This is a genomic window from Streptomyces sp. NPDC000941 (assembly GCF_053599555.1).
This window is the reverse complement of record NZ_JBSFMM010000159.1, coordinates 1-26442: the sequence shown is the minus strand read 5'-3', so window position 1 is coordinate 26442 and position 26442 is coordinate 1. Positions and strand designations below refer to the sequence as shown.

Sequence of the window (26442 nt, the reverse complement as noted above, 5' to 3'; positions counted from 1 at the left end):
TGTTGTTATTAAAAATACACCAGCAGAACAGAACACCAAAGCCGGCGGCGGGTGGGCGTACGCCCCGGGGGGGGCCGACGGGCGGCCGCCTCAAAACCTGCGTTTCACGGCTCTCGTCCGTCACTCTCCCATGGTGGACTTCGAGAGCCCGCACCCCGCGGGCGTGCAGGAGGACCGGACCATGGCTTTCGCCGACTACCAGAACGAGATCTACTACGACGGGCTGCGCGGGGTGCTGCCAAACCTGCCCATGACCTCCGATGAACTGCAACCGCTGGCCGAGGCGGCGATGCCGCCCGCGGTGCGCTCGTACGTGGCCGGCGGGGCGGGCAATGAATACACCCAGCGGGCCAACGTCACGGCGTTCGAGCAGTGGGGCCTCATCCCCCGCATGATGGTCAGCCCCACCCAGCGCGACCTGTCCGTCGACCTGTTTGGGATGCGCCTGCCCACACCGCTGCTCATGGCGCCGGTCGGTGTGGTCGGGCTGTGCGCACAGGACGGTCACGGTGACCTCGCCACCGCCCGCGCCGCCGCCCGTACCGGCGTACCGATGATCGCCTCCACCTTGACCGTCGATCCGATGGAGCAAGTGGCCGCCGAGTTCGGGGACACGCCCGGCTTCTTCCAGCTCTACACCCCCTCCGACCGGGAGGTGGCCGAGAGCCTGGTCCACCGGGCCGAGGCCGCGGGCTTCAAGGCCATCGTGGTCACCCTCGACACCTGGGTCCCCGGCTGGCGGCCCCGTGACCTGGCGGCCGGCAACTTCCCCCAGCTCCGCGGCCACTGCCTGGCCAACTACACCAGCGACCCGGTGTTCCGCTCCCGGCTCGCCAAGGCTCCCGAAGACGACCCGGCTGCGACCGTGATGCACTGGGCGAAGATCTTCGGAAACCCCCTCACCTGGGACGATCTGCCCTGGCTGCGGTCGATCACCAACCTGCCGCTGATCCTCAAGGGCATCTGCCACCCCGACGACGTCCGCCGCGCCAAGGACGGCGGTGTGGACGGCGTCTACTGCTCCAACCACGGCGGACGCCAGGCGAACGGCGGTCTGCCCGCGCTCAACGCCCTGCCGGAAGTGGTCGAGGCCGCCGACGGGCTGCCCGTTCTGTTCGACTCCGGCGTCCGCACCGGGGCGGACGTCATCAAGGCCCTCGCTCTGGGCGCCACCGCGGTCGGCATCGGCCGTCCCTATCTCTACGGCCTGACTCTCGCCGGCACTGACGGTGTCGTCCACGTCCTGCGTTCCCTGCTGGCCGAGGCCGACCTGCTCATGGCCGTCGACGGCTACCCCACCCTCGCCGACCTCACCCCCGACGCGCTCCGCCGCCTCAGCCGCCTCATCTGACCACCGCGACGGGACCCACTCGCTGGGTCCCGCCCTGCTGTGCGTCGCCCGGATTGGTCAGGACACTCCCGTACCGGTGAACGCCGGCTGGAGGAAGCCGGTGCCGGTGGCCGGGTCGTACTTGTTCGGCCAGTTGATCAGCTCGGCCTTCTACTTCCCCTTGAACAAGCCTCAGGACGACACCCCGTAGCAGGCGGCAATCGCGGCGGCACGGTTGCGCAAGGAGGTACGCAACCACTGCGGGGCGAGGGCTTCCGCGTCCGTGGCGAGCTGCCATATCGCCCATTCGGCATGTCGCGAATCCTGGAAGGTCACCTCCAGCCGCAGCCGGCCGTCCGCGTCGGTCTCTTCGGCGAGGACGGCCAGCGCGGTGCCCACCAGGTCCGCGCGCCGCGCCGGGTTCATCCGTACCAGCACGGCGACTTGGTCGCCGCCGGTCCGAAACCGCGTGCTGCGTTCCTGCCAGGCCCGGTCCAGGTCGACCCGGTCCGGTCGCTGTGCGGGTTCGTCGAGCTCCTCGGCGGCCAGGATGCGCGACAGCCGGTAGGTACGGTCCGCGCCGGACCTCGTGGCCAGCAAGTAGCCCTGGCCGCGTACGGTGACCAGGCCGATCGGGTCCACGGTGCGCCACTTCGGGGTCTGGTCCACGGCCGCGTAGCGGATGCGCAGCTTGTGTCCGGCGAACACCGCGCGCCGGACCTCGGCCACTACGGTGTCGGGCACTTCCTCGGCGACCACGCGGCGCGAGAGGAGGTCGGTCTCCGGGTCGATGAGCAATCGCTGCGCCGCGCCGGCCGCGGTGTCCCGATAGCCGTCGGGCAGCGCGTCGACCACCTTGAGCATGGCCGAAGCGAGCGCCGAGCCGAGGCCGAATACCTGCGCGCCACGCCGTGATCCGGCGACCAGCAGGGCCAGCGCCTCGTCGTGGTTCAGTCCGGTGAGCTCGGTCTGGAAACCGGGCAGCAGCGCGAAACCGCCGCGCCTGCCGCGTTCGGCGTAGACCGGGACGCCGGCTGCGGACAGCGCCTCGATGTCCCGCAGCACGGTGCGGGTGGACACCTCCAGCTCGCGGGCCAGCGTGGCCGCGGACAGTCGACCGCGCTGGCGCAGCAGCAGCACCAGTGAGACCAATCGGTCGGCGCGCATCCGAAAACTCTATCGGAATACATGACACAGGATGTCGTGGTTTCGCTGCGAGGCTTTCAACACGGCGTCGGAAGTGGGCGGATACCGAGCCGACGGACGTACGTACGCGCCCAGTGAATCGAATGGAGCTGTTGTGGCCTTGGAACGAACCGCGGTCAACCCGGTGACGTGGTCGGTGGAGATGGGATTCAACCAGGGTGAGGTTGTCTCCGGGCACACCCGCACCCTGTACTGCTCCGGGCAGACCGCGATGAGCGGCGACGGCAAGCCCCAGCATGACGGTGACATGGCGGCGCAACTGGCGCTGAGCCTCGACAACCTGGAGGCCGTGCTCGGCGAGGCCGACATGACCCTCACGAACCTCGTCCGGCTCAACGTCTACACCACCGACGTGGATGTGCTTTTCCAGCACTACGGCGTGCTGGCGTCGCGGTTGGGCGCCGCCAGGGTGGCGCCGACCACCACGATGCTCGGGGTGACACGGCTGGCGATCCCCGGCCAGCTGGTCGAGCTGGAGGGGACCGCCGTCGCGTGATGCGGCCTCGCCGCCTCCGCTGCTCGTGCCGGTCGAACCGGCACGAGCAGCAGGCCGAGAGTGCGTCAGTCCTCGTCCGGTTCGGGCAGGGCTTGGGCGATCATGCGGGTGGCGAAGTCGCGGTCGTCGGTGAGGCGGTTGATGTGCTCCGCGAGCAGGAAGGCCGTCACTTCCAGGGGAGTCATCTCGTCCTTGGTCCAGTATCCGTACTGCTTGCGCCACAGGTTGGGGCTCAGGCCGGTGCCCGCGGCGATGAGCAGGCCGGCCATGGTGGGGATGGCCTCGGGGCTGACGCTCCTGGGCATCATGCGCATCGTGGCCACGAGGTTGGGCACCACGTACTCGATGACGTCCTTGTCGTGGTCCTCGTAGGCCAGCCTGAGCCACTTCATGAACATGAAGATGAGCGTGCACGTGCCGTCCAGCACGGCATTGGCTCCCCTGGGACCCAGGGACGCGGTGTACTGGTCGATCAACGCCCGCTGTTCGGGGTCGGTCTCGGTCGCGCCGTCATAGATGCCCTTGAGCCGGGAGTCGATCATCATGAGCGCTGCGCCCACATCGCCGGCGGGAGCATGCTTGGGGTCGCAGGGCGATGACACAGGATTCCTCCTCGGATGACTGCGGTGGGTAACGTGGTGCATGCGTACAGTAGATCGCCGATGTGGTCGAGGTCCGGCGAATCCCGATAAAGCGCAGTTAGGGGGCCCGGTTCATGCCTGTCCGGCGACGGTGGTCATCAAGGGATCGAGCGGATCCGCCCGCCCCGGAGCAGGCCTGGCCGGAAGATCACCAAGGACCGGGCCTACCGGCGGTTCCGCAAGCGCCGCGCCATCGCCGAGCGCACTTATCTCCGGTACAGCGGAACTGATCCACGTACCGGGCCGGAACCGCTGGTTCCCGGGCGGAACGCATGTGAGGATTACTCGCCGTCGGTTGTTCAAAATCCACAACCGGCCGCGCGAAACAGACCGTTGGGGAACAATGCGTACACATAAGGCCGCGGCCTGTCTGGCCATCACGGGAGCCCTGCTGGCAGGCTGCTCCGACGACGGCGACAAGGACGGCGCCGACGACAGCATGGTGACTGTCGAATTCAAGGTGACGGGGGATTCACCGGCGAGCGTATACATCCCCGGTATCAACTCGGACTTGTATACCGGCAAGAAGAACAGCAGCGGTGATACGGACCTGGATCTCGACGAGGTCAAGACGCCGTGGTCGAAGAAGTTGAAGGTGAAGCCGGGAAGGTCGCTGTCGCTGCAAACGGGTTCAGTGAACCCGAAGACGGAAATCGGCTGCCAGATATTCGTCGATGGCAAGCTCGTGGACGAGGACACGAAGAAGAACAAGCCCGGCAAAACCCTCACCGCCAGCTGTTCGAGCTCGACCTAGCTGCCGGGCGCCCGAGCCGTACGGTGGCCGTCGAGCGCTGGGAGCGGCTGGAGCGCTGGGCCGTGGCCCGGGTCCGGGTCCGGGTCCGGGTCCGGCTGAGGGGTGCGGCCACGTGGGTGCCCTTCACCGGCCCCGTGCGATTCCCGCCGTATCAGCCTCGGCGCTGACGGCAGCCCCAGCGTGATCCGGAAAGTCTCCGAAAACTTTTCAGTATCGTCCCCCTGGAATTCGGGATCTGAGTCGGAGACTTCGTCAATCGATCTCTGTCCGATGAGTCGATCACGGCAGTGAACTGGACTTATATCCTCTTGAGGGATCTCCTGGCCAGGACGGAGTTTCCGTAATTCTTGCGGAAGCCGTTGACACCCTACGGCCCCGGTCCAACACTGTCGCCATCGTCGGTCGCCAGCCTTCATGAGGAGGAGATCATGAACTCGGACAACACCCCCGCACGCCCGGTGAACCGAAGGGACTTCATCGGCCGCGCCGGCGCCTTGGCGCTGGCCACGACCGGGCTGATGCTGCCCGGCACCGCGTACGCCGACACGACCATCACCACGAACCAGACCGGCACCAACAACGGCTTCTACTACTCGTTCTGGACCGATGGCGGCGGGTCGGTCGCCATGACCCTGGCGTCCGGCGGCAGTTACCGGACCTCGTGGACCAACTGCTCCAATTTCGTCTGCGGTAAGGGCTGGAGCAACGGCGGACGCCGGAGTGTGAACTACTCCGGCAGCTTCAACCCGTCCGGCAATGGCTATTTAGCGCTCTATGGGTGGACATCAAACCCGCTCGTCGAGTACTACATCGTCGACAACTGGGGCACCTACCGGCCCACAGGCACGTACAAGGGCGCGGTCACCAGTGACGGCGGCACGTACGACATCTACATGACGACGCGCTACAACGCGCCCTCCGTCGAAGGCACTCGCACGTTCAATCAATACTGGAGCGTCCGGCAGTCGAAGAAAACGGGTGGCACCATCACCACGGGAAATCACTTCGACGCCTGGGCCCGTTCCGGAATGAATCTGGGCACCTTCAAGTACTACATGATCCTCGCGACCGAGGGATACCAGAGCAGCGGGAACTCGAATCTCACGGTGAGTGGCTGACCAGCTTCTTGCGGAGTTCATCGGCGGCCGTGTGGTCGATCTCGTCGGCGATCCTCAGGGCCTGCTGCCATACGGACCGGGCCAGGTCGGGTGCGTTGCGCGCGCCGTGGCTGTCGCCGAGGTGGAGGAGGATCTCGACCTCGCCGCACCGGTCGCCGAATCCACGCACGAGGTCGAGGGCCCGCTGGTAGCAGTTCACGGCGTCGGCGTAACCGCCCAGGTGGTGATGGGCGTAGCCGAGGCTGTCCCACGCCCCGGCCTCGGCGTGCCGGTTTCCGGACTCCTGGTTGAGCTCGACGGCCTCGGTGCAGTAGTCGAGCGAGTGCTCGTATTCGCCGAGCATGGCGTGCAGCCATCCGGCGTTGTTGAGCGACTTGGCCTGGCCGGTCCGGTGGTCCGCCTCCCGGTAGAGCGCGAGCGCCCGTTCGTTGTGGACGAGCGCTTCGCGCAGCCGGTCCTGCTCTACGAACACCCAGCTCAGGCCCCGGTACGCATGGGCCTGTCCCAGGCGCTCGCCCGCGCGGCCATAGAGGTCGAGCGCGCGCTGGTAGTGGGTGTGCCCGTGGTCGAGGCGCTTGATCTGGGTGTGGACCGCGCCCAGACCGCGGTGGGCGTCGGCCTGCCAGGTCAGCTCGCCGAGCCGCTGCGCGGCGAGCAGTGCGGTGTGTTGGGTGTCGGCCCAGTCGCGCCAGTGACCGCGGTAGTCGAAGAACGGCTCGAGGGCCTGGGCCAGCATCCATACGTGGGAGTCGAAGCCGGAGGCGCGGGCGAGGTCCACGGCGCCGAGCAGGAACGGATGCTCGGCGGTGAACCACCTGAGGGCGTCCTCCTCGTCCGCGAACGCCTCCGGTATGACGCCTGGTCGGGGGTCGGGCCGGGGGATCCGGTCCCCGTGCGGGTCCAGCAGCTCGGCCGCGGCACAGGCGCTGTGGAGGCAGAAGTCCAGCAGTCGGTGGCGGGCGGACTGGCGGTCGTCGGTCACCAGGGTCTCGGCCTGTTCGGCGGCGTAGAGGCGGACCAGGTCATGCATCCGGTGGCGGTGCGGGGTGTGCTGCTGGAGCAGGTGCGCGGCCTGAAGGGTGCGCAGATGGTCACGGACCCGGGGCGCGGGGAGGCCGGTGAGGCTCGCGACGGCGGGGACGCCGATGTCCGGGCCGGGTGCGAGGCCGAGGAGGCTCAGCGTCTTTGCCGCGTCGGCCGCGAGGGCCCGGTACGAGGAGGAGAACACCGCCCGCAGATCCGCGGCGACGTCGCCGGTGTCCAGGGCGTCGAGCCTGGTGGCGGCCTCCTCGACCTCCTCGGCGAGAGCCGAGAGGGGGAGGTCCGGATGGGCGGCGGCGCGGGCGGAGAGGATGCTGACCGCGAGCGGAAGGCCCCCGCAGTGGTCCAGGAGCGTGTGGACGGCCGCGGGTTCGTCGGCCACGCGGTGGTCTCCGAGGTGCCGGGTGAGCAGGGTGCGGGCCTCGGTTTCGGAGAGTACGTCGAGGCCGAGGGCCCGGATTCCGTGGGTGGCGGCGAGCCCGGTGAGGCGGTGGCGGCTGGTGATCAGCGCCGTACAGGTGGGGCTGCCGGGCAGCAGGGGCCGGACCTGGTCGCTGTCACGGGCGTTGTCGAGCAGCACGAGCAGGCGTTTGCCCGCCACCAGGCTCCGGTACAGCCCGGCCTGCCCCTCCACATCCGAGGGGATGGCCGCGGGGTCGGCGCCGAGGGCGTCGAGGAGGCCGCGGATGGCCGCCGCCACCGGGACGGGTTCGGCGGAGGGGTCGAAGCCGCGCAGATTGACGTAGAGCTGTCCGTCCGGGAAGTCCCGCAGATGGCGGTGGGCCCAGTGCAGGGCCAGCCAGGTCTTGCCGATGCCGCCGGGACCGGTGATCGCCACGATCGCCATGGGGTCTTCGGCCCCGGCCCGGCCGTCCAGGAGGCGGGCCAGCCGGTCCAGTTCATGGGTGCGGCCGGTGAATCTGGGGGGTGGGGCCGGCAGATGCGCGGGGACCGGGTGGCGGGCCGCCTGCGGAGTGGGCGCAAGGGTGAGCGCAGAGGTGAGGGCCGGGGCGAGCGCCGGGTCCGCGGTGAGGATCTGCTGGCGCAGCTGTCCGAGCCGGGGCCCCGGGTCGACGCCCAGTTCCTCGGCCAGCCGGTTCCGGAAGGCGTCGTAGCGGGTCAGCGCCTCCGCGACGCGCCCGCCGCGGTACAGCGCCAGCATGATGTGGCCGGTCAGCCGCTCGTTGAGCGGCTGCTCCTCGACGAGGGTGAGCAGTTCGGCCAGCAACTCTCCATGGCGGCCGAGCAGGAGCAGGGTGTCGTAGCGGTCCAGCAGGGCGGCCAGCCGCTCCTGCCGTAATCCCTCCCGTACGGAGCCGAACCACGGAGTGTCACAGGACGCGCCGAAGTCCCCCCGCCACTGCTCCAGCGCCTGATCGAACAGCGGCGCGGCCACCGACGCCTCGTCGGCGGCCCGGGCCCGCTCGACCAGGGCGCGGAAGCGGTGCAGGTCCACGGAGTCCGGGTCGACCAGCAGCGCATAACCGCCCGGGCGCCGAGCGATCCGGCACTCGTCCTCGGCCACCGCCAGCACAGCCCGCAAACGGGACAGATAGCTGTACAGCGTCCCCTTGGCGCGCTGCGGGGTGTCCTCGCCCCAGATCCGGTCGACGAGTTGATCGGCCGACACCGTGCGCCGGGCCTCCGCCAACAGCGCCGCCAGAACCGAGCGCTGCTGCGCATGGCCCAGATCCAGCGCTGCTCCGTCGACATACGCCCCGACATCGCCGAGCACACGGAACTCAATCGGCATATCCACACCCCCGTTGCCAGAGGTCCACTTTCGCAAGACGTGCCCCAACCAGCCAGTTGAAGTTTCAGCCAAGGTTCCACCAAGGTGAGTACTTGCGTGGCTGGAGCTGAGTACCCGGGCGGATGAGGTCCGGCCGTCCTGACGGAAGAGTGAAGATCACGGAAGGGCCGCTCACTCTCTCCCGGATCAGTGTTCGAACCACTTAGAGGTATTTCATGCGCAAGATCGGAACGACTGCCGCGGTGCTCGTCATGGCAGGCGCCTGTCTGGCCGGTACGGCCGGAATCGCCGGTGCCACGACCGGTCCGGCGGACCGGGCCGTATCGGCCGCGGCCTGCTCGGCCTCCTGGAACAGCAACACCAAGTCGGCCGAGGACAGCACCGCCAAGTCGTTGCGGAACATCACGACGGGCAAGCACACGTGCTACGACCGCATGGTCTTCGACATCAAGGGGGCGACGAGCAAGATCGGCTACCACGTCGGGTACGTGACGAAGTTCCGCCAGAGCGGCACCGGTGACCAGATCAGGGTCAACGGCGGCGCCATCCTGGAGATCGTCGTCAACTCGCCGAGCTACAACCCGTCGAACCCGGCCCAGAAGACGTATGCCGGCAAGCCCGGAAAGTCCCTGCCCGGTGTGAACATCACCGGCTACAAGACCTTCCGGGACACCAAGTTCGGGGCGAGCATCGAGGGGCAGACCCAGGTCGGTCTTGGCCTCCGCGCCAAGCTGCCGTTCCGGGTGCAGCAGTCCGGCGACAAGCTGATCGTGGACGTCGCCCACGCCAAGTAAGTCACGGCGGCGCCGAAGCGCGGCGCACCGAAGCGCGGCGGCGCTTCGGTGCGCCGCAAAATCGCTCGCGTTCGGCGCGGCGCGAAGGAGAGCATGCGCGTATGCATTACTCCGGCCCGCCGCCTCGCGATGTGCGCGTGCCCGCACCGATCGCCGCCCTTGCCGGCGACCGGCCGGTGCTGCCCGTATGGCTGAACGAGTTGGGGGGCCTGACCTTCCAACTCGGCAGCGGGGACGACCGGCTGTTCGCCAAGTGGGATCCGAAGGGCTCGGCAGCGGATCTGGAGGTTGAGGCCACTCGCCTGCGCTGGGCCGGTCGCTATACGCCCGTTCCTCAGGTTCTGGATCTTGGAGCCGATGAGGACGGGACCTGGATGATCACCAAGGGGCTGCCCGGCGAGAGCGCCGTCAGCCCCCGGTGGAAGGCATCCCCCAATGTCCGGACGGCCGTACGGGCGCTGGGGACCGCGCTACGGGCGCTGCATGAGCGGCTGCCCGTGGACGACTGCCCGTTCAGCTGGTCCGTCGACCACCGGCTGGACGTGGCCCGGCGCGCGGGCGCCGAGGTGCCCGCGGAGCTGCCCGCGCCGCCGCCGATCGACCGCCTGGTCGTATGCCACGGGGACCCCTGCGCCCCCAACACGCTCCTGAACTCGGACGGCACATGGTCCGGCCATGTGGACATGGGCGCCCTCGGCCTCGCCGACCGGTGGGCGGACCTGGCCGTGGCCACGTGGAGCACCGAGTGGAACTACGGGCCGGGCTGGGATGACACGCTCCTTGACGGCTACGGCATCAGCCCCGACCCCGAGCGCATCGACTTCTACCGACGGCTGTGGGCCGCGACCTGAACCTCCCTTCCTCAGCGGTTACGCCTCTCCCCCAGCTCCGACGATCAGACAGGTGGTCGTGGCGTGGGCGATCAGCTTTCCCTGTTCGTCCAGCACCTTGCCTTCGGCCGTCGCCGTCCGGCGGCCGGCGTGGATGACGGTGCCTTCGGCGGTGAGGGTCTGGCCTTCGGTGCGGGCGGCGCGGATGTAGTTCACCTTCAGCTCCAGCGTGGTGAAGCCGACGCCCGCGGGGAGGGTGGTGTGGACGGCGCAGCCCATGGCCGAGTCGAGGAGGGTGGCGGCGATGCCGCCGTGGACGGTGCCGAGGGGGTTGGCGAAGTCGGGGCGGGTGTCGAGGGAGACGACGATGCGTCCGTGGTCGACCTCGTCGAAGCGCATGCCGAGCAGGCGGCCGATGGAGGGGATGTCGGCGGGGCGCTCGGACTGTATCCAGCGCATGAGGTCGAGGCCGGAGAGGGCGGCCAGGTCTGTGGTCGACATGGGGCGGGGTTTCCTTGCGGGGTGCGTCGGCGTCAGCCGAGGGGGATGTCCTTGTCTCGCAGGGCGGCCAGGACGGGGGCGTACATCCGGGTCTTGATGGTGCCGAGGGTGTCTCCGGCCTTGCCCACCTGCGCCGCGGCGAACTCGATGGCGGTCGACCGGACGGCGGCCTCGGCCGCCGCGCGGTCGACGATGCCCGCGGTGAGCGCGTCGTGGCCGCCGTAGCGGCGGGCGGTGACCATGGCCTCATGGGCGGTCCGCGGGGTGAGCCGGCCCTGGATGAGGGCGGACATGCCCGGGGTGAAGGGGATGTTGATGTCCGCCTCGGGCAGACACCAGTAGCCGCGGTCGGCGCGCATCACGCGGACGTCATGGGCCAGCGAGAACATCGCGCCCGCCGCGAAGGTGTGCCCCTGCAGCGCGGCCACGGTCACCAGTGGCAGGGACAGCGTCCGGGCCAGGAGGTCGTGTACGGAGACGACGTAGTCGTGGTGCTGGTCGGCGTGGGCGAGCAGCCAGTCCAGGTCCAGGCCGTTGGAGTAGAACTTGCCCGTGGCGGCCGTCACCAGGGCGCGGGGCCCCTCCGCCGCCCGGACCTCGTCCAGCGCGGCTTTGACGGAGGCGAGCCAGTCGGGGTGGAAGCGGTTCTCACCGTCCCCGAGGTCGAGTACGAAGACGTTGTCTTGGCGGTCCAGCGTGGGCATGGCTACTCCTTCACACAGGGATGCCGGGCGGGTCCGGTGCGCAGGGCGTGGCCCAGCAGGTCGTGGATCTCGGCGGCGGCCGCCTCGAGCGGGGCGGTGCTCCGCTCGGCCCGGCACATGATCACGGCGCCTTCCACCGCCGCGATGATGAACGCGGCCAGCCGCCTCCCCCGCGCTTCGGGCAGACCGTGCCGGACGAGCAGCGCGGCCAGCGCCTCCTGCCAGCGGGCGAAGACCGCGGCGGCGGAGCGGGCGAGTTGCGGGGCGTCGTCGTTGGTCTCCACGGCCACCGCCACGATGGGGCAGCCGGCCCGGAAGCCGCTCTCGACGAGCCGGTCATGCCACAGCGCGAAGAACGAGTCGACCGCCGCGAGCGGGTCATCGGCCTCAGCGGCGGTCTCGATCAGACCGGCGATGAAGTCACCGGCGAGCGTCACCGCCTCGTCGATCAGCTGCGCCCGCCCACCGGGAAAGTGGTGGTAGACCGAGCCGCGCGGGGCTCCGCTGTGTACGAGGACCCGATCTATGCTCGTGGCGCCGGCGCCGTACTCACGCAGCAGTTCCGCCGCGCTCAGAACCATCCGGTCACGGCTGTCGCTCCTGCGCCGGCTCACGCCACCGGCCGGGCCGCTCCCAGCGTTGTCACCGTCCCGCCGCATGCAGGTGCCTTCCCGCAGGTCTCACTACCTGGCGGTAACTTATGCTGTATGGCATAGAACATGCAAGGACTGTTCCAGGCGTCAGGCGTCTTTCCGAGCGGCGGGGAATATCAGCCGGGCCGAGAGAAGGGCCAGCCCCAGGCCGCCCCAACCGGAAATCGGGGCGCCACGGCTCCGTCAACACGCGGGCGGGCGGGGCGAGTTCCGCGGGGTTCGCAGGGCTACGCGGCGGACGCCGCCTCCCGTATCACCTTCGCGGTGGACGCCGGGTCGTAGCCCTCGGGGAGGCCGGGGACCAGGATGATGTCGCCCTCGATGTGGCGCGAGCGCAGCGGGGCGATCTCCTGGTACGCGGGCGAGTCCCACCACGCCCGCGCCTCGGCGATCCCCGGGAAGCCGATCACCACGACATGCCCGGGCCAGCCGCCCTCCTTCACCTCGTGCTGGGTGCCGTGGACGAGAAAGCGGCCGCCGTACGGCTCGAAGGTGGCGGTGATGCGCTCGATGTACTCGGCGATCTCCGGGTGCGGGTCGGCCTCCCGCAGATGGCCTATGACGTAGGCAGACATGGGTGGCGTCCTTCCGGTCGATGGCGCCGTGGGGCTCCGTATGCCGACGATCGTGGCGTACGGGGCCGTCGGGGTCGATGACCTGGCAGGTAATCGCCCGGGGCATGGCTGAGGGCCGGGTCATGGCTTCCGGGCGTAGCGCCCCGGGGTGACGCCCACGAAGCGTTTGAAGTGCCTGGTCAGATGCGACTGGTCGTAGAAGCCGACCGCGGTCGCCACCTCCGCGGGCGGCCGGCCGTCGAGGAGCAGCCGCCGGGCGTGGTCGACCCGCCGGGCCATCAGGTACTGGTGCGGGGCGATACCGAACGCCGCGCTGAACGCCCGGACCAGGTGGGTGGGGTGGGCGTGCACCAGCTTGGCGGCATCGTCCAGGGTCACGCCCTGCGACAGCCGCTCGTCGAGGAGTTCCCGCAGGCTGTGCGCCACGCCGAGGTCCGTATTGGGTGGCGGGGCGGCGGCGGGCCGGGGCCGCAGGTGTCCGCGCAGCCGCTCGCCGATCAGGGCGAGGCGGCTCTCCGCTTCCAGTTCGTCGCCGCGCTGGGCCAAGGCCGCGTGCAGCTGTCCGATGCGGCGGCGCAGGAGGGGATCGACCATGTCGGGGTGGTCCACCGCCGGGCCGATGAGCCCTTCGTCCAGCTGGGACAGGTCCAGATAGACCACCCGCTTGCGGAAGCCCTGCGGGCTGGCGGGTGAGCCGTTGTGCGGCACCTGCGGAGGGAGCAGGGACACCGTGTCGTGCGGGGTGCCGCATTCGCGGCGGTTCAGGTCGTAGCGGACCGCGCCGTTGTCGACGATCAGCAGGGTCCATACGTCGTGGACGTGCATCGGGTACGCGTGCTCGGTGAAGTGGGCGTGGAAGACCTCGACGACGCCCGGGACCTGCGGGCGCCATGCGGATACGTCTTGCGGGGGCACCATGCAAGAAACGTACAAGACGGTACGGCGGGGCGGTCGGCAGCCTCGAAACATGACAAGCACGACGAGCACGACGAGCGACACGAGCATGACGACCGAGACCACCCCCGTACGTTTCGATACGAAGATCGCCGTGGTGCTGCGGGACGATCTGCAGCCCTGGCAGCGGCTGAACGTGACCGCGTTCCTGGTCAGTGGCCTGGGCTCGGAGCTGCCCGAGGTGATCGGCGAACCGTACGCCGACGCCGACGGCACCCCGTATCTGCCGATGTTCCGCCAGCCCGTCCTGGTCTTCGAGGGGACGAAGGAGACACTGACCGCGGCGCACGCCCGCGCCCTGTCCCGCGCGCTCCCCCGGGCGGTGTTCACCTCCGACCTCTTCACCACCGGCAACGACCGGGACAACCGCGCGGCGGTACGGGCCGTACCGAAGGACCAGCTGGACCTGGTGGGGCTCGCCGTGTACGGGCCGCGGAACGCGGTCGACAAGATCATCAAAGGCGCTCGGATGCACCCCTGAGGGGGCGAGTCCTGCGTACCGTGACGCGGGTGGGAAATGTGTTTGGGGGCGGAGCCGCAGATCGGCTGGAGCCGGGAAGCGGCGGCGACAGCCTCTCCTTGTCCAACGGCGGTACGGACGTCTTCCTCGACGTCCTGACGCTCTCCGTCTCCGATCTCGCGCACGACGCCTGGGACTACCGCTTCGCCGCCCTCCTGACCTTGCAGGACCAGAACGTCATGGGGCGCGGGGCCGTCGGGTTCGACCTGGGGGAGATCGACTGGGGGGCTACGCCCGCCGAGCAGGCCCGGTCGAAGGATTTCGTGGTGCGCGTCGTCGGCCTCGCCCTGCGCCGCCACCGCTGGGACGAGTTGGGGTACGAGCCACCGTTCGCGGAGGGGTATCTGCGGAGGTTCCGGGCCATGGTCGAGGCGTTCGACCCTGCCGACGCCGTACACCGTGATGGCGGCGGCTTCCCCGGGCCCGGCGAGGCCGCGGTCGCCTCGTGCGTACCGCATCGCGTGCTGAGCGCCCTGCCGTACTGGGACGGCTGCCGCTTCTGTCAGTCAGCGGCGGGGCAGGAGCCATGGGCGGGTGACCCCGGACCGGGAGACGTGGGCTAACGTCACGCTCGTGCTCGACTTGTGCCGATTCTGCGGTGGCCCCGGTGTGGTCGGCCACTCGCGGCATACCCGCACGCCTAATCTGGTGCGGCGCACGCATTCGGGTGACGAGCGAGACAGTAGGGCGGGGAAAGAGGATGGGCCATGTCCCTGAACACCGGGGATCCTGACTTCATAGGCGGCTACACCCTGGTCGACCGGCTCGGCGCGGGCGGCATGGGCGTGGTGTATCTCGGACACTCGGCCTCGGGGCGGCATGTCGCGGTCAAGCTCGTGCACCAGCAGTACGCGCAGGACGAGGAGTTCCGGACGCGCTTCCGGCAGGAGGTCGCGGCGGCGCGCAAGGTGAGCGGGGCGTTCACCGCTCCCGTGGTGGACGCCGATCCGGATGCCGAACGGCCCTGGATGGCCACGCTGTACGTGCCCGGGCCCACCCTGAGCGAGGTCGTACGCAAACAAGGCCCGCTGAACGGGCGGAGCCTGCGGACGCTGGGGCTGGGGCTCGTCGAGGCGCTGCGCGATATCCACCAGGCCGGGGTGGTGCACCGGGATCTGAAACCCTCCAACATCCTGATGGCCGCCGACGGGCCGCGCGTCATCGACTTCGGCATCTCGCGCGCCGCCGACAACCAGACGCTCACCGTCACCGTCGGGAGGGTGCTGGGCACCCCGCCCTTCATGTCGCCCGAGCAACTGCGCAGTCCCCGCGGGGTCACCGCGGCCTCGGACGTGTTCTCGCTGGGGTCGCTGCTGGTGTTCGCGGCCACGGGCGCCGCGCCGTTCGAGTCCGACAGCCCGTATGTGTCGGGCTACCAGGTGATGTACGAGCAGCCGACGCTGGCCGGGGTCCCGGGGCCGCTCGTGGCGATCGCCGAACGCTGCCTGGCCAAGGAGCCGACCGACCGGCCCGATCTGGCCGAACTGCACCGCATGCTGGACGCGCTGCCCGACTTCGCTGCCGCAGCCGCCCCCTCGACCACCGAAAGGCCGAACGCCCAAGGGCCGGTCCCCACCCACCTGGGGGCCGGCGCCCCCGAAGCCCTGCCGCCCCAGCCCCCCGGCGAGCCCGCCGCCGGGCGGCGGCGCCGCGGGCGGCTGATCCTCACCGCCGTCGGCGCGGCCCTGGCCCTCGCCGGGCTGACCGTCGCGGCGGTGATGTTCGCGACGGACTCGCCCTCGCCGGACACGACGCAGCCCACGGCGTCCGCGGCGCTGCCCAAGGGCTGGCACCCCTGGCGCACGTCGCTGAGCGTCCCCACGTCCGGCCCCCAGATGGGCTACCAGAAGTCCGGATGTGTGTCCGACGCCACCACCCTGTACTGCGGCGGAACGGGCTTCACCGTCGCCGCGGTGGACGCCGCCACCGGTCGCATCCGGTGGCGGTGGGGCGACACCCCGCAGCAGGCGCGGCCGATCGGGGTGCGCGACGGGGTCGTCTACGCCTACCGGGAGACGGAGGGGCCGGGCCGGTACGTGGTGGCGCTGGACGCCACCACCAAGGAACCGCGGTGGGAGCAGCGGATGAGCGGGTCCGGATCGGCGGTCCTGTTTCCCGGCGGGGTGCTGACGCTGGCGGACGGGGAAGGGGAGTTCATCGCGTACGGGACGTCGGGTCGGCTGCTGTGGCGGTCGCCGGCGCTCGCGGGGAAGTTCTGCAATCCGACGGTGCTGGGCGGCGTCCCCTACGCCCTGTGCTCATCCACCGACGAGTCCGGCCTGGCCGAGGAGGGCCCGTACACCCTGCTGCGCCTCGACCCCGCGGACGGCACCCCGCGCGAACTCGCCACCCTCCCCAAGAAGTCGCTGCTCCTCGGCGCCTTCCACGACCAGCCCGTGTTCCTCGTGCCGCAGACCGCGAAAGACGTGTACGACGAGGGGTACGTGCGGCCGTACAACGCCCTGATCCGAGTGGACCCGCGCACCGGTGAGACCGAGCGGACCGCGCTGTCCCACACCATGTACGGCTCGGCCACCGTGCTGAACGGCGTCGCCTACTTCGTCCAGGACAACGGGATGGTCAGCGCCGTGTCCCCGGACACCGGCCGGAGGCTGTGGCGGAGGTCGACGGACATCGAGAGCCTGTCCGCGCCGGTGGCGTCCAAGAAGTACGGACAGCTGTACTTCTCCAACCGCTTCGGCCGGTTGCTGGCGCTGAACACCAGGACCGGGGCGGAGGCGTGGCGCATCACCGCGCTGAACAACGTGGGGGTCGGAGGGGTGGCCGTCCCGCCGAGCGTGATGCTCGTCAAGGACGAGATCGTGGCCACGGCCGGATACACGGCGTTCTCCGTGCGCGCGGACCGGCCCTCGGCCCGGCCGCCGGACCAGTCGTCGGCTCAGCCCTCGGCCCGGTCGTCCGCGTCCGGGCAGGTCACGTCCCCTGGTGCCACAGGCTGAAGGCGAGGCCGAGACCGGCCAGGGCGATGACGATCCGCAGGGGTGTCTCGGGCAGCCGCCGTACGATCATGGGCCCCACCCAGCTGCCGAAGAGGGCCCCGACGCCGAGCGCCACGGCGGCGCCCCAGTGCACGGGTGCGATGAAGGCGTAGGCGACCGCGGCGGTGATGTTCGCCGCGCCGGTGGCGATGTTCTTGACGGCGTTGGTGACCGGAAGCGGCTCGCCGGCGGCGGCGGAGAGCGAGAGCACCGCCAGCATCAGCACGCCTGAGGCCGCGCCGAAATAGCCGCCGTACAGGCCGACCAGCAGGATCGCGCAGGCCATGGGGAGCGTGGGACGGGCGGTTCGGCCGACCGGGCGCGACTTCGACTCCACCAGGCGGCGCAGCGGGTCACGGACGAGGATCAGCACCGAGCCGAGCGCGATCAGCCATGGCACGACCGCCTCGAAGGCCGACGACGGGGTGGAGAGCAGCAGCGCGGCCCCGACCGCGCCGCCGAGTGCGGCGAGGACGCCAAGACGCAGCAGGCGGTCGCGCTGGCCGCGCAGCTCGGCCCGGGACCCGGCCGCGGTGCCCACCGTGTTGGAGAACAGCGCCACCGTGTTGGTCACATTGGCGGCCACGGGCGGCAGACCGGCCGCGAGCAGGGCCGGATAGCTGAACAGCGAGGCCAGTCCGGCGATCGAGCCGGCGAGCCCCGAGGCCACGCCGGCCGACACCAGCAGTGCCGAGGACCCGATGCTCATCCGTCCCCACTCCTGCCCGCGCCTGCGCCCGTGTCCGTGTCCGCCGTCGGCTCATCCTCCAGACTTGCTGTCTCGTATGCAAGACGGTGTCCACATACTTAGACGACAGACATGCTCAGACATGCTCAGACAGCAGGGGGCACCTCCCAGCGGTAGCTGGGGGAAGGCTCGGGGCCCACGAGCTCGTCCAGGACATCCGTCATGGTGACGAAGCCGAGCACCGCACCGCCGTCGTCACCGGTCACCGCCGCCAGATGGGTGCCCGCGCCGCGCATCGCGGTGAGGGTGTCGTCCAGCGGGGTGTCGGCCCGTACGCGGGTGACGGTGTGCAGGGCGGTGCGCGGGAAGGGCTTGTCCCGGTTGGCCGCCCCGAGGGTGTCCTTGATGTGCAGATAGCCGAGCACCGCCCCGGCCGGGCCGATCACCGGCAGCCGGGAGTAGCCGGAGGCGGCCGCCGCGCGCTCCAGCTGGTCGGGGGTGACCTCGGGGCCGACGGTGACCATCTCGTCCAGCGGCACCAGGATGTCGCCGACCCGCCGGGTGCCCAGCTCCAGGGCGTCGCGCAGCCGCTCGCTGCCGGAGGGGTCCAGCAGCCCCGCGGCGCTGGAGTCCCGGACCAACCGGATGAGCTCGTCGTCGGTGAAGACCGACTCGACCTCGTCCTTGGGCTCGACCTTCAGCAGCCGCAGCAGCGTGTTGGCGAAGGCGTTGATGCCGAAGACGACGGGGCGCAGCGCGCGGGTGACGGCCACCAGGGGCGGGCCGAGCAGCAGCGCGGTGCGCTCGGGGGCGGCGAGGGCGATGTTCTTGGGGACCATCTCGCCGATGAGCATGTGCGCATACGTGGCGGCGGTGAGGGCCAGCACGAAGGCGATCGGGTGCACCAGGCCGTCCGGGACGTGCACCGCGTCGAAGCCGGGCTCCAGCAGATGCGCGATGGCCGGTTCGGCGACCGCGCCCAGGACCAGCGAGGAGATGGTGATGCCCAGCTGGGCGGTGGCCAGCAGGGCGGACAGGTGCTCCAGCGCCCACAGCACGGTGCGGGCCCGCCGCGAACCCGCCTGGGCGGCGGGTTCGATCTGGCTGCGGCGCACCGAGATCAGGGCGAACTCGGCGCCGACGAAGAAGGCGTTGGTGAGCAGGGTGAGGGCGCCGATGGCCAGCTGTAGAACGGTCATCGGGCGTCTTCCTTCTCGTTCGCGCGCTCGGCGGCGGGCCCGGTGGCGGGCTCCGTCGCGGACTCGGCGGCGAGTCCGGCTGCGGGCTCGGTGGCGGGGCGCGCCGGGGCGGTGATGGTGACGCGGTCGGCGCGGTGGTGGTCGACGTCGAGGACGGTCAGGTCCCAGCCGTCGAGATGGACGGTGTCGCCCTCCTCGGGGATGCGCCCCAGGCGGGTGGCGAGCAGCCCGGCCAGGGTCTCGTACGGGCCGTCGGGCGCGGCGAGGCCGATCCCGGCGAGCTGGTCGAGGCGGACGCCGCCATCGGCCTCCCAGACGGCGCGGCCGTCGTCGGTGGGCGGCGCGGGCAGCAGGTCGGGGGGATCGAGGGGGTCGTGTTCGTCACGTACCTCGCCAATGACCTCCTCGACCACGTCCTCGACGGTGGCGACCCCGGCCGTGCCGCCGTACTCGTCGATGACCACGGCCATGACGCGCTCGGCGCGCAGCCGCTGCAGCAGGGTGGCGACGGGGAGGGTGTCGGGCACCAGCAGCGGCGGGGTGATCAGGTCGGTGACGGGGGTGGCCGCGCGCTTGGCGGCGTCCAGGGCGAGGACGTCGCGGATGTGGACGGTGCCGATGACCTCGTCCAGGCTGTCGCGGTAGACGGGGAAGCGGGACAGACCGGTGGCGAAGGTGAGATTGGCGGCGTCGACGGCGGTGGCGTGGGACTCCAGCGCCTGGACGTCCACGCGCGGGGTCATCACGTTCTCGGCGGTCAGCTCGCCCAGGTGGAGGGTGCGCACGAACAGCTCGGCCGAGTCCGGCTCGATGGCGCCCTGCGCGGCCGAGTGGCGGGCGAGGGCCACCAGCTCCTCGGGCGTACGGGCGCCGGCCAGCTCCTCTGCGGGCTCCAGGCCGAGGCGGCGTACGAATCGGTTGGCGGTGTTGTTGAGGTGGCGGATGAACGGCGAGAAGGCGGCGGTGAAGCCGCGCTGCGGGCCCGCGACCACCTTGGCCACGGCCAGCGGGCGGGAGATCGCCCAGTTCTTGGGCACCAGCTCGCCGACCACCATCAGCACCACGGTGGACAGGGCCACGCCCAGCACCGTGGCCACCGAGGAGGCGGCCGCGCCCAGGCCAATGGCCCGCAGCGGACCGCGCAACAGCGCGGCCAGGGAGGGCTCGGCGAGCATGCCGATCACCAGGGAGGTGACCGTGATGCCCAGCTGGGCGCCGGACAGCTGGAAGGTCAGCCGGCGGACGGCCGCCAGCGCGCCCTCGGCGCCGCGCTCGCCCGCCTCGACCGCGCGCTCCAGCTCACCGCGCTCGATCGTGGTGAGCGAGAACTCGGCGGCCACGAAGACCGCGCAGGCCAGGGTGAGCAGCAGCGCCAGCAGGAGCAGAAGGACCTCGGTCACCGTGCCACCCTCCGCTCATCGCTCGACTGCCGACGGGGGATGGCACGGCCGGTACTGGGAGGTTCACCCATGGCGGGTCTACCGCTCCTTTTCATCGCTCGGGTTCATCTTCATAACTCAGGTTCATCGCTCATTCAACGTAAAGAGATGGTAAAGCATTCCGGTCCGGGACTACGGTGGCCGTACGCAGACTCATCGCGACCGCACCCTGCTAGGTTTTACACCACTGTAGAAACAACACACATACGGAGTTCTCATGGCCCTGTGGGATCGCATCAAGGATTCCGCCCAGACGATGCAGACCCAGCTCGTCGCGAAGAAGAACGACCTGAAGAGCGGTGCGTTCCGCGACGCGAGCATGGCGATGTGCGCCCTGGTCGCGGCGGCGGACGGCAGCGTCGACCCGTCCGAGCGGCAGCGCGTCGCCCAGCTCATCGCCACCAACGAGGTGCTGCAGAACTTCGCCGCTGACGACCTGCAGCGCCGCTTCAACGACTACCTCAACAAGATCACCGCCGACTTCCAGTTCGGCAAGGTCAGCCTGTTGCAGGAGGTCGCCAAGGCGAAGAAGAAGCCCGCCGAGGCGCGGGCCGTCATCCAGATCGGCATCGTCATCGGCGGCGCCGACGGCAACTTCGACAAGACCGAGCAGGGCGTCGTACGCGAGGCCTGCTTCGCCCTTGAGCTGCCGCCGGCCGAGTTCGACCTGTAGACAGACGGTCCGCCCGTCACAGCGGGGTGGCCGCCTGCAGGACGAGGAACAGCGCCACCGCCGCGTTCGCCGAGGACAGCGCGGACGCGGCGGTGCCGGCGGCCGCGATCCAGGCGGCCAGACCGGCCGCCGTGGCCGCGGGCGGCCACCAGCGCGCGGGCGGCACCGGCCCCAGCAGCGCGGCCACCCGCCGCGGCACCGGCCCGGGGGCGGCGAATCCGGCCAGCGTGGGGGCGGGTGTGCCCCGCGAGACCAGCGCCGCCTTGCCGACCGCCCGTGCCGTCACCCTGCGGTCCCCGACCTCCCCGGCCGCCTCCTCGTCCGCCCATCGCTCCGCGCAGTAGGCCACCGCGGCGCGCAGCGCGTGCAGCAGGGGGTTCGCCCGCGCCGCCAGCTGGGCCACCAGCAGGTAGCGATGGTGCCGCCCGGCCAGATGCGCCCGCTCATGGGCGATCAGCGCCTGCCGTTCGCGGGCGTTCAGACAGTCCAGCATCGCGGTGGACACGACGATCCGCCCCCGCGCCCGGCACCCGCCAGGACCGCCGGGCCCGCCGGGCAGGGCGTACGCATACGCCTTGCCGTCGGGCAGCACCGCGACCGGCGAGTCCGGCATGCCGACCAGCGCCGCCTGGGCCCGCCGCCGTACCGTCACATGCCGCACCAGGGTCGCCACACAGCCGCCGACCACCACGGCCAGCGCGCCGATCGCGGCCTTCCCGGCCACCTCGTCGTACGGCACCGCCGCCCGCACCTCGGGGTCGGACCAGCCGTCCGGGAGCGGATTGCCCGGCAGTTGGGCCGTGCCGACGACGACCAGCAGGCCCAGGCACAGCGTCGAGGACAGCGCCAGCACGCCCCCGACGAACGACAGCAGGCGGGTGGCGGCGCGCGGATGAAGATGCTGCTCGGCCAGGCGCGCGATCGGCAGCGCCGTCAGCGGCAGCACCAGGGGGAGGAAGACGAACACACCCATGGGTCAGTCCTCCGGCTCCCCCGCCGCCTCGCTCAGCAGATCGCGCAGCAGCCGCTCGTCGTCCGCCGACAGCCCGGTCACAAAGCTCGCCAGCACGGCCTCCCGGTCGTCCTGGCCGTCCAGCACCCGGCGCATCCGCAGCGCGGCCAGGCCCGCCTCGTTGGCCTCGGCCCGCCATACGAACGACCGGCCCACTCGCTCCCGTGCCACCGCCTGCTTGGTGTGCAGCCGGGACAGGATCGTCATCACCGTCGTATACGCCAGGTCGCCCTCGAGCCGCTCCTGCACCCAGGCCGCCGTGACCGGGCCGCCCGCCCGGCACAGCAGATCCAGGACCTGCGCCTCCAGCTCGCCCTGCCCGCGCCGGCGGGAACGCGGGCGCGGACCGCCCTCGTCCGGGTTCAAGGGGTCGTGCCTCACCGTCCGTCTCCCTCCGCCAGGCCGCACCGCGCGGGCGACGCGCCACGCGCGACCGGCCGCCACAGGACCGTACCGCCTCCGCGGTCCCACATCGCCCTCCCAATTCTTCTACAGTGCTGTAGATTTTTCTCCGGACCCGTCAACCAGCACACCGAACACAGGAGGAGATCGTGGGAGTTTCCCTGTCCAAAGGCGGCAACGTCTCGCTCAGCAAGGAGGCACCGGGCCTGACCGCGGTCCTGGTCGGCCTCGGCTGGGACGTACGGACCACGACGGGCACCGACTACGACCTCGATGCCAGCGCCCTGCTCTGCGACGAAGCCGGGAAGGTCCCCTCCGACCAGCACTTCGTCTTCTACAACAACCTCAAGAGCCCCGACGGCTCGGTCGAGCACACCGGCGACAACCTCACCGGCGAGGGCGACGGCGACGACGAGTCCATCAAGGTCAACCTCGCCGCCGTGCCCGCCGAGATCACCAAGATCGTCTTCCCGGTCTCCATCCACGACGCCGAATCCCGCGGCCAGAGCTTCGGCCAGGTCCGCAACGCCTTCATCCGCGTGGTCAACCAGGCCGACGGCAATGAGCTCGCCCGCTACGACCTCAGCGAGGACGCCGCGTCCGAGACCGCCATGGTCTTCGGTGAGCTCTACCGCCACGGCGCGGAGTGGAAGTTCCGCGCGGTCGGCCAGGGCTACGCCTCCGGCCTGGCGGGCATCGCCTCCGACTTCGGGGTCGGCGTCTGACGTCCCCGCCACCACCACCGCCGCCGCTGCCGGGCACGGGCCGGGCCCTTGGGCGCCCCGGCCCGGCGGCGGCACCGGCTGGTTCCAACTCACCGAGGGAACGGACATGACCGGCCCGTACGCATCCCAGGCACCGCAGGCATTGGACGCGGCGGACAGACCCGACTTCGAGCAGGTGCTGCACCAGGCGCTGAACACCCCGGAGATCCGTACGGCCCTGCGGAACGGCTCCGCCGAGGGCCCGGACCTCGAGGAGCTGCGCTCCCAGGCCCTGGCGGACACCGCGTCCATCGCGGTGGCGGCGGCGACCGAGTACGGGGCTTACGTACGGCAACGCGCGCCGGCGCTGCCTGGCGCGAAGGCCGGAGCCCCGGCCGCATCCGGGGCCGGGCAGAGATTGCTGCCCGCGCTGGCGGTCCTGACGCCGGTGCTGGCCACGGTGGCGACCGTGGTCTTCCTTCTCCTCGGCCACACCCTGGGGCTCAGCGCCTCCCAGCGCCGCCTGGCCGACACCCTGTTGACCGCCGCGCACACCACCGCTGTCATCGCGGCCCTCACCACCGCCGTCGGCGCCATCTGGCTGTTCACCACCGCCGCACGGCACCGCGCCACACCCGTCGACCGGGCCGAGCGGCACCGGGACGGCATCGCCGCGGCCCGCGACGCCTGGCGGCTGGCCCTCCTCGAACGCGGAGTCCTGCCGTATCTGCGCGGGCGACTGCGCGACAATCGCCCACAGGGGACGGTGGAACTCATCCGCCGTCCACGCCTCGGCTACTCCAGCCCGGACTTCGCAAGTCCGGATTTCGCAAGCCCCGACTACGCCAGCCCTGACTACGCGAGCCCCGACTTCTCCGGCCCTGACTTCACCCCACCCCACCACTCAGCGAAGAAAGCAGGTACCGATGCTCGGGATAAGTGAGCTGTCGCTCCTCCTCATCGTCGTCATCGTCATCCTCGGGGCCAAGAAACTTCCCGACCTGGTCCGCTCCATGGGCAAGTCGGCCCGCATCCTCAAGAGCGAGTCCAAGGCGATGAAGTCCGACGACCAGCCCGCCGTCACCGAGGACGGGTCCGGGCACCGCGTGATCCGCGCCGAACCCGGCGACGTCATCCGGTCCCGAACGGAGCCGACCGACCCCGGCACCGGCCAACGCTGACCCGCCTCACAACACCGAGCGGACCCCGAGCAGCCGGCGCAGCCCGGCCGCGGCCAGGAACGCCGCGCCCAGCGCCAGGACCGCCGTCAGGGCCCAGGCGCCGAGCGCCGGAAGGCCGTCGCTCCCCAGGGCGAACTGCACGGCCACCACGATCGGCAGATGCACGATGTAGACGGCGTACGAGCCGGCCGCCAGCTCGCGGCGGAGCCGCCCCGAGCCCGCACAGCGCTCACGGAAGAGGGTGAGCAGCCCGACGCACAGCGCCACGCACAGAGCGCTCTCGTACAGCGACCACAGCGCGGACCGCCATCCGGAGCCTCCCGGGGCGAAGCAGCCGGCGCCCGGCCCGACGGCGAACAGCAGCGCGGCCCCGCCCAAGCCGCCCGCCAGCCACAACCAGCCCGTCCGGGCGGGGAACCGCTCCAGCCAGCCGTAGCGGTGGGCCACCACACCGAGCAGGAAGAAGCCCCCCTGAAGCGGCAGCCGGGCGGGCTCCACCTGCAGAAAGTCCAAGAACGGCACCCAAGTGTCCAGCGGATAGCGCAGCCGTACGGCATAGGTGGCCACCGCGAGCGCCACGGTCAGCAGCGCCAGCGCACCGTGCCCCGGTATCCGGCCACCCTCCCGACGCACGCCGCCCCGGTCCGTACGCCGCCGCCGGACGAGCCGGGCGACCTGCCGGCACACCAGATACAGGGCGCTGTACGCCAACAGGTTCTGGATGAACCAGAGATGGGCGAACTGCAGATCCGGCCAGGACGGCCCGCTCCAGTCGACCGGCTTCTCCCCGAACCCCAAATAGACGTCGGTGAAGTAACGAAGAGGGGAGATCGGAGCGTAACCGCGGTAGTGGACGTAATACGCGTACATCAGCCCCGGAACGATCGTCAGCGCCCCGACGACCAGGGGGATGCCGAGCCGCCGCAGCCGGGACGTCAGGAAGGCTCGGGCGCCGTGGCGTTCGTACGAGACAGGCACGAAGCAGGCCGAGACGAAGAAGAACAGGCTCATCGCGAACGTGCCGTCCAACGCGGACAGCGTGGCCAGCGCCCCGGAACGCGGCCGGCCCTCGACGTACCACCAGTCGCCGGGGCCGTATGCCTGGGCGGCGTGGTGGACGACGACGAGGACGGTCACGGCGATACGGAGGTTGTCCAGCCAGGCGAGACGAGGCGGAACAGAAGGCATGGTGTTCATGCGTTGAGGATGGTGTACACGTGCACACTCGCGCGGTAGGGCTCTCCCCCGTATCCGCCCTCGGGTAAACCCTACGTACCGTCAGGCCCGAACAGGCCGCGGAGCAAGAGCCGTTGGTTGGCAGCGCTACGACGGGACAGCACCTCGGGGTCGAACATCGGGGCGCTCAGGTTCGGTTGCATGACCCGCTCAAGCAGCAGCGGCCCGAGGATCAGACAGAGCATCTGAAACGGCGCCCAGTCCTCATCACCCTGTCCGTCATCGATGCCTCCCTCATCGGCCCCTCCGTCGTCCGCCCCTTGCGGCGACTTGCCGGACGCCTCCCGCAGCCGCTCCAACTCCCCGCGCGCCCCGCGCAGCAGCCGGCCGAACAACGCCGCGCTCGCCTCGCTGTCCTCCAGCAGCGCCTGCCGCAGATAGCCGCGCAACACCGGATCGGCCCCGAACAGCCGCGCCGAGACCTCCCCCAGCGAGGCCATCAGCGCACCGCCGTCCGCACCCTCGGCATCCAGGCCGCCCAACGCCTCGCCGATCCGCCCCAGTACGTACTCGTCCACCGCCATCCGCAGCCCCTGCTTCGAGCCGAAGTGCCGGGTCACCAGCGCCGGGGAGAGCCCGGCGGCCGCCGCCACCGCCCGCGTGGACGTCGCCTCGAACCCCCGCTCCGCGAACAGTTCAAGCGCCGCCTCCCGCAGCCGCGCCCGCCCCGTCAGGTCCGCTCTGTCCACTCCGCCCACCGCTCGCATACCGGCAGGCTACTGAGGTTTTCGGTTCGGGTTGTGCTGCGTGCCGCCGGCTTCGCCGCGCTGTGCGTTGGCTGCGCCGCGCTTCGCTGTGCCCACGCACCATCTCGCGGCATTCGGCTCACGCGGGCGCGGCTTTCGTCTCGGACCCTCCGGGTCCAAAGCGGCAGCAGCGGGAGGGAAGGGGGCGGCCGACGCGGCGTCCCGGTCCTCGGCCCGGCAGGCGGCTGAGCTCAAAACAGGCTCCGCTGCGCTCCGCCGCGACTGCTGCCGCGCGGTGGCCAGTGAGCCGGCCCAGCGGTGCGCTGGACCGGGGCTCGGGAGCGCGACGGATG

General features: G+C 70.7%; 28 protein-coding genes. 13 read left to right on the top strand and 15 right to left on the bottom strand.

What is annotated here, in order from left to right:
* The first annotated feature begins 181 nt into the window (after positions 1-181).
* Positions 182-1351 (top strand): alpha-hydroxy-acid oxidizing protein, encoded by a 1170-nt coding sequence (locus tag ACWDSL_RS37180; RefSeq protein WP_450492370.1) that lies wholly within the window; start codon positions 182-184, stop codon positions 1349-1351.
* Positions 1352-1522: 171 nt separating this feature from the next.
* Here the strand turns inward: ACWDSL_RS37180 and ACWDSL_RS37175 are convergent, their stop codons facing one another.
* Positions 1523-2497 (bottom strand): helix-turn-helix transcriptional regulator, encoded by a 975-nt coding sequence (locus ACWDSL_RS37175; RefSeq protein ID WP_450492368.1) that lies wholly within the window; start codon positions 2495-2497, stop codon positions 1523-1525.
* 139 nt (positions 2498-2636) lie between these two features.
* On the opposite strand from ACWDSL_RS37175, the gene ACWDSL_RS37170 reads away from it, so the two are divergent.
* Positions 2637-3032 (top strand): RidA family protein, encoded by a 396-nt coding sequence (locus tag ACWDSL_RS37170; protein WP_450492369.1) that lies wholly within the window; start codon positions 2637-2639, stop codon positions 3030-3032.
* Between the two features lie 65 nt (positions 3033-3097).
* Here ACWDSL_RS37170 and ACWDSL_RS37165 read toward each other — a convergent pair whose 3' ends face one another.
* Positions 3098-3634, bottom strand: a complete 537-nt coding sequence (locus ACWDSL_RS37165; RefSeq protein ID WP_450492367.1) for a hypothetical protein — start codon at positions 3632-3634, stop codon at positions 3098-3100.
* 334 nt (positions 3635-3968) lie between these two features.
* Here ACWDSL_RS37165 and ACWDSL_RS37160 point away from each other — a divergent pair, with 334 nt between their 5' ends.
* Positions 3969-4427 carry a hypothetical protein gene (locus ACWDSL_RS37160; protein WP_450492366.1) on the top strand — a complete coding sequence of 153 codons (459 nt, stop codon included), beginning with the start codon at positions 3969-3971 and terminating at the stop codon, positions 4425-4427.
* A 428-nt stretch (positions 4428-4855) separates the two neighbouring features.
* Positions 4856-5545, top strand: coding sequence for a glycoside hydrolase family 11 protein (locus ACWDSL_RS37155; protein ID WP_450492365.1), 690 nt, complete (start codon positions 4856-4858; stop codon positions 5543-5545).
* On the opposite strand, the gene ACWDSL_RS37150 is transcribed toward ACWDSL_RS37155, so the two are convergent.
* On the bottom strand, positions 5529-8339 hold the full coding sequence (locus tag ACWDSL_RS37150; protein WP_450492364.1) for an AfsR/SARP family transcriptional regulator: 2811 nt from the start codon (positions 8337-8339) through the stop codon (positions 5529-5531). The two genes, ACWDSL_RS37155 and ACWDSL_RS37150, sit on opposite strands and share 17 nt — an antisense overlap.
* Positions 8340-8554: 215 nt before the next feature.
* Here ACWDSL_RS37150 and ACWDSL_RS37145 point away from each other — a divergent pair, with 215 nt between their 5' ends.
* Both ACWDSL_RS37145 and ACWDSL_RS37140 read left to right on the top strand, forming a co-directional pair.
* Positions 8555-9133, top strand: coding sequence for an AMIN-like domain-containing (lipo)protein (locus tag ACWDSL_RS37145; protein ID WP_450492363.1), 579 nt, complete (start codon positions 8555-8557; stop codon positions 9131-9133).
* 101 nt (positions 9134-9234) lie between these two features.
* Entirely contained in the window at positions 9235-9984 is a 750-nt protein-coding gene (locus ACWDSL_RS37140; protein ID WP_450492362.1) for a phosphotransferase, read from the top strand.
* A gap of 18 nt (positions 9985-10002) precedes the next feature.
* Here ACWDSL_RS37140 and ACWDSL_RS37135 read toward each other — a convergent pair whose 3' ends face one another.
* The 5 genes from ACWDSL_RS37135 to ACWDSL_RS37115 all read right to left on the bottom strand — a co-directional run bounded on the left by ACWDSL_RS37135 (position 10003) and on the right by ACWDSL_RS37115 (position 13314).
* Complete coding sequence (locus ACWDSL_RS37135) at positions 10003-10464, bottom strand: PaaI family thioesterase (protein ID WP_450492361.1); 462 nt, start codon at positions 10462-10464, stop codon at positions 10003-10005.
* Between the two features lie 32 nt (positions 10465-10496).
* Positions 10497-11168, bottom strand: a complete 672-nt coding sequence (locus ACWDSL_RS37130; RefSeq protein WP_450492360.1) for an enoyl-CoA hydratase-related protein — start codon at positions 11166-11168, stop codon at positions 10497-10499.
* 2 nt (positions 11169-11170) lie between these two features.
* Positions 11171-11749, bottom strand: coding sequence for a TetR/AcrR family transcriptional regulator (locus ACWDSL_RS37125; RefSeq protein WP_450492359.1), 579 nt, complete (start codon positions 11747-11749; stop codon positions 11171-11173).
* A 299-nt stretch (positions 11750-12048) separates the two neighbouring features.
* Complete coding sequence (locus tag ACWDSL_RS37120; RefSeq protein WP_450492358.1) at positions 12049-12396, bottom strand: DUF1330 domain-containing protein; 348 nt, start codon at positions 12394-12396, stop codon at positions 12049-12051.
* A gap of 120 nt (positions 12397-12516) precedes the next feature.
* Positions 12517-13314, bottom strand: a complete 798-nt coding sequence (locus tag ACWDSL_RS37115; protein WP_450492357.1) for an AraC family transcriptional regulator — start codon at positions 13312-13314, stop codon at positions 12517-12519.
* 49 nt (positions 13315-13363) lie between these two features.
* Here ACWDSL_RS37115 and ACWDSL_RS37110 point away from each other — a divergent pair, with 49 nt between their 5' ends.
* The 3 genes from ACWDSL_RS37110 to ACWDSL_RS37100 all read left to right on the top strand — a co-directional run bounded on the left by ACWDSL_RS37110 (position 13364) and on the right by ACWDSL_RS37100 (position 16830).
* The gene (locus tag ACWDSL_RS37110; RefSeq protein ID WP_450492356.1) at positions 13364-13831 is read left to right on the top strand and encodes a DUF2000 family protein; all 468 of its coding nucleotides are present in this window, start codon (positions 13364-13366) and stop codon (positions 13829-13831) included.
* Between the two features lie 29 nt (positions 13832-13860).
* On the top strand, positions 13861-14433 hold the full coding sequence (locus ACWDSL_RS37105) for a hypothetical protein (RefSeq protein WP_450492355.1): 573 nt from the start codon (positions 13861-13863) through the stop codon (positions 14431-14433).
* 144 nt (positions 14434-14577) lie between these two features.
* Entirely contained in the window at positions 14578-16830 is a 2253-nt protein-coding gene (locus ACWDSL_RS37100; RefSeq protein ID WP_450492354.1) for a serine/threonine-protein kinase, read from the top strand.
* On the opposite strand, the gene ACWDSL_RS37095 is transcribed toward ACWDSL_RS37100, so the two are convergent.
* The 3 genes from ACWDSL_RS37095 to ACWDSL_RS37085 form a co-directional block, all read right to left on the bottom strand.
* Positions 16805-17578, bottom strand: coding sequence for a sulfite exporter TauE/SafE family protein (locus ACWDSL_RS37095; protein WP_450492353.1), 774 nt, complete (start codon positions 17576-17578; stop codon positions 16805-16807). The genes ACWDSL_RS37100 and ACWDSL_RS37095 overlap by 26 nt on opposite strands.
* Positions 17579-17703: 125 nt before the next feature.
* Entirely contained in the window at positions 17704-18756 is a 1053-nt protein-coding gene (locus tag ACWDSL_RS37090) for a hemolysin family protein (RefSeq protein WP_450492352.1), read from the bottom strand.
* Positions 18753-20156 carry a hemolysin family protein gene (locus tag ACWDSL_RS37085; RefSeq protein ID WP_450492351.1) on the bottom strand — a complete coding sequence of 468 codons (1404 nt, stop codon included), beginning with the start codon at positions 20154-20156 and terminating at the stop codon, positions 18753-18755. The genes ACWDSL_RS37090 and ACWDSL_RS37085 overlap by 4 nt, the downstream gene beginning before the upstream one ends.
* 256 nt (positions 20157-20412) lie before the next feature.
* Here ACWDSL_RS37085 and ACWDSL_RS37080 point away from each other — a divergent pair, with 256 nt between their 5' ends.
* On the top strand, positions 20413-20868 hold the full coding sequence (locus ACWDSL_RS37080) for a tellurite resistance TerB family protein (protein WP_450492350.1): 456 nt from the start codon (positions 20413-20415) through the stop codon (positions 20866-20868).
* 16 nt (positions 20869-20884) lie between these two features.
* Here the strand turns inward: ACWDSL_RS37080 and ACWDSL_RS37075 are convergent, their stop codons facing one another.
* Complete coding sequence (locus ACWDSL_RS37075; protein ID WP_450492349.1) at positions 20885-21841, bottom strand: M56 family metallopeptidase; 957 nt, start codon at positions 21839-21841, stop codon at positions 20885-20887.
* 3 nt (positions 21842-21844) lie between these two features.
* A complete protein-coding gene (locus ACWDSL_RS37070; protein ID WP_385622208.1) occupies positions 21845-22246 on the bottom strand; it encodes a BlaI/MecI/CopY family transcriptional regulator in 402 nt (133 codons plus the stop codon).
* Positions 22247-22431: 185 nt separating this feature from the next.
* Between ACWDSL_RS37070 and ACWDSL_RS37065 the strand changes: the two genes are divergently transcribed.
* From ACWDSL_RS37065 to ACWDSL_RS37055, 3 genes are all read left to right on the top strand, one after another.
* Complete coding sequence (locus ACWDSL_RS37065) at positions 22432-23007, top strand: TerD family protein (RefSeq protein ID WP_450492348.1); 576 nt, start codon at positions 22432-22434, stop codon at positions 23005-23007.
* A 106-nt stretch (positions 23008-23113) separates the two neighbouring features.
* Positions 23114-23929, top strand: coding sequence for a hypothetical protein (locus ACWDSL_RS37060; protein WP_450492347.1), 816 nt, complete (start codon positions 23114-23116; stop codon positions 23927-23929).
* On the top strand, positions 23913-24167 hold the full coding sequence (locus ACWDSL_RS37055) for a twin-arginine translocase TatA/TatE family subunit (protein ID WP_450492346.1): 255 nt from the start codon (positions 23913-23915) through the stop codon (positions 24165-24167). Before ACWDSL_RS37060 ends, ACWDSL_RS37055 begins: the two co-directional genes overlap by 17 nt.
* Positions 24168-24173: 6 nt before the next feature.
* On the opposite strand, the gene ACWDSL_RS37050 is transcribed toward ACWDSL_RS37055, so the two are convergent.
* Both ACWDSL_RS37050 and ACWDSL_RS37045 read right to left on the bottom strand, forming a co-directional pair.
* Positions 24174-25364 (bottom strand): acyltransferase family protein, encoded by a 1191-nt coding sequence (locus ACWDSL_RS37050; RefSeq protein WP_450492345.1) that lies wholly within the window; start codon positions 25362-25364, stop codon positions 24174-24176.
* A gap of 71 nt (positions 25365-25435) precedes the next feature.
* The gene (locus tag ACWDSL_RS37045) at positions 25436-26110 is read right to left on the bottom strand and encodes a TetR/AcrR family transcriptional regulator (protein ID WP_450492344.1); all 675 of its coding nucleotides are present in this window, start codon (positions 26108-26110) and stop codon (positions 25436-25438) included.
* Positions 26111-26442 lie beyond the last annotated feature (332 nt).

What these genes read in the sequence shown, in the direction of transcription:
- ACWDSL_RS37110 (WP_450492356.1), top strand. Translation starts at nt 13,364, where the DNA reads ATGACAAGCACGACGAGCACGACGAGCGACACGAGCATGACGACCGAG.
- ACWDSL_RS37095 (WP_450492353.1), bottom strand. Translation starts at nt 17,578, where the DNA reads ATGAGCATCGGGTCCTCGGCACTGCTGGTGTCGGCCGGCGTGGCCTCG.
- ACWDSL_RS37045 (WP_450492344.1), bottom strand. Translation starts at nt 26,110, where the DNA reads ATGCGAGCGGTGGGCGGAGTGGACAGAGCGGACCTGACGGGGCGGGCG.
- ACWDSL_RS37125 (WP_450492359.1), bottom strand. Translation starts at nt 11,749, where the DNA reads ATGGTTCTGAGCGCGGCGGAACTGCTGCGTGAGTACGGCGCCGGCGCC.
- ACWDSL_RS37115 (WP_450492357.1), bottom strand. Translation starts at nt 13,314, where the DNA reads ATGGTGCCCCCGCAAGACGTATCCGCATGGCGCCCGCAGGTCCCGGGC.
- ACWDSL_RS37175 (WP_450492368.1), bottom strand. Translation starts at nt 2,497, where the DNA reads ATGCGCGCCGACCGATTGGTCTCACTGGTGCTGCTGCTGCGCCAGCGC.
- ACWDSL_RS37145 (WP_450492363.1), top strand. Translation starts at nt 8,555, where the DNA reads ATGCGCAAGATCGGAACGACTGCCGCGGTGCTCGTCATGGCAGGCGCC.
- ACWDSL_RS37180 (WP_450492370.1), top strand. Translation starts at nt 182, where the DNA reads ATGGCTTTCGCCGACTACCAGAACGAGATCTACTACGACGGGCTGCGC.
- ACWDSL_RS37150 (WP_450492364.1), bottom strand. Translation starts at nt 8,339, where the DNA reads ATGCCGATTGAGTTCCGTGTGCTCGGCGATGTCGGGGCGTATGTCGAC.
- ACWDSL_RS37080 (WP_450492350.1), top strand. Translation starts at nt 20,413, where the DNA reads ATGGCCCTGTGGGATCGCATCAAGGATTCCGCCCAGACGATGCAGACC.
- ACWDSL_RS37075 (WP_450492349.1), bottom strand. Translation starts at nt 21,841, where the DNA reads ATGGGTGTGTTCGTCTTCCTCCCCCTGGTGCTGCCGCTGACGGCGCTG.
- ACWDSL_RS37130 (WP_450492360.1), bottom strand. Translation starts at nt 11,168, where the DNA reads ATGCCCACGCTGGACCGCCAAGACAACGTCTTCGTACTCGACCTCGGG.
- ACWDSL_RS37100 (WP_450492354.1), top strand. Translation starts at nt 14,578, where the DNA reads ATGTCCCTGAACACCGGGGATCCTGACTTCATAGGCGGCTACACCCTG.
- ACWDSL_RS37055 (WP_450492346.1), top strand. Translation starts at nt 23,913, where the DNA reads ATGCTCGGGATAAGTGAGCTGTCGCTCCTCCTCATCGTCGTCATCGTC.
- ACWDSL_RS37120 (WP_450492358.1), bottom strand. Translation starts at nt 12,396, where the DNA reads ATGTCTGCCTACGTCATAGGCCATCTGCGGGAGGCCGACCCGCACCCG.
- ACWDSL_RS37155 (WP_450492365.1), top strand. Translation starts at nt 4,856, where the DNA reads ATGAACTCGGACAACACCCCCGCACGCCCGGTGAACCGAAGGGACTTC.
- ACWDSL_RS37135 (WP_450492361.1), bottom strand. Translation starts at nt 10,464, where the DNA reads ATGTCGACCACAGACCTGGCCGCCCTCTCCGGCCTCGACCTCATGCGC.
- ACWDSL_RS37060 (WP_450492347.1), top strand. Translation starts at nt 23,114, where the DNA reads ATGACCGGCCCGTACGCATCCCAGGCACCGCAGGCATTGGACGCGGCG.
- ACWDSL_RS37140 (WP_450492362.1), top strand. Translation starts at nt 9,235, where the DNA reads ATGCATTACTCCGGCCCGCCGCCTCGCGATGTGCGCGTGCCCGCACCG.
- ACWDSL_RS37050 (WP_450492345.1), bottom strand. Translation starts at nt 25,364, where the DNA reads ATGAACACCATGCCTTCTGTTCCGCCTCGTCTCGCCTGGCTGGACAAC.
- ACWDSL_RS37090 (WP_450492352.1), bottom strand. Translation starts at nt 18,756, where the DNA reads ATGACCGTTCTACAGCTGGCCATCGGCGCCCTCACCCTGCTCACCAAC.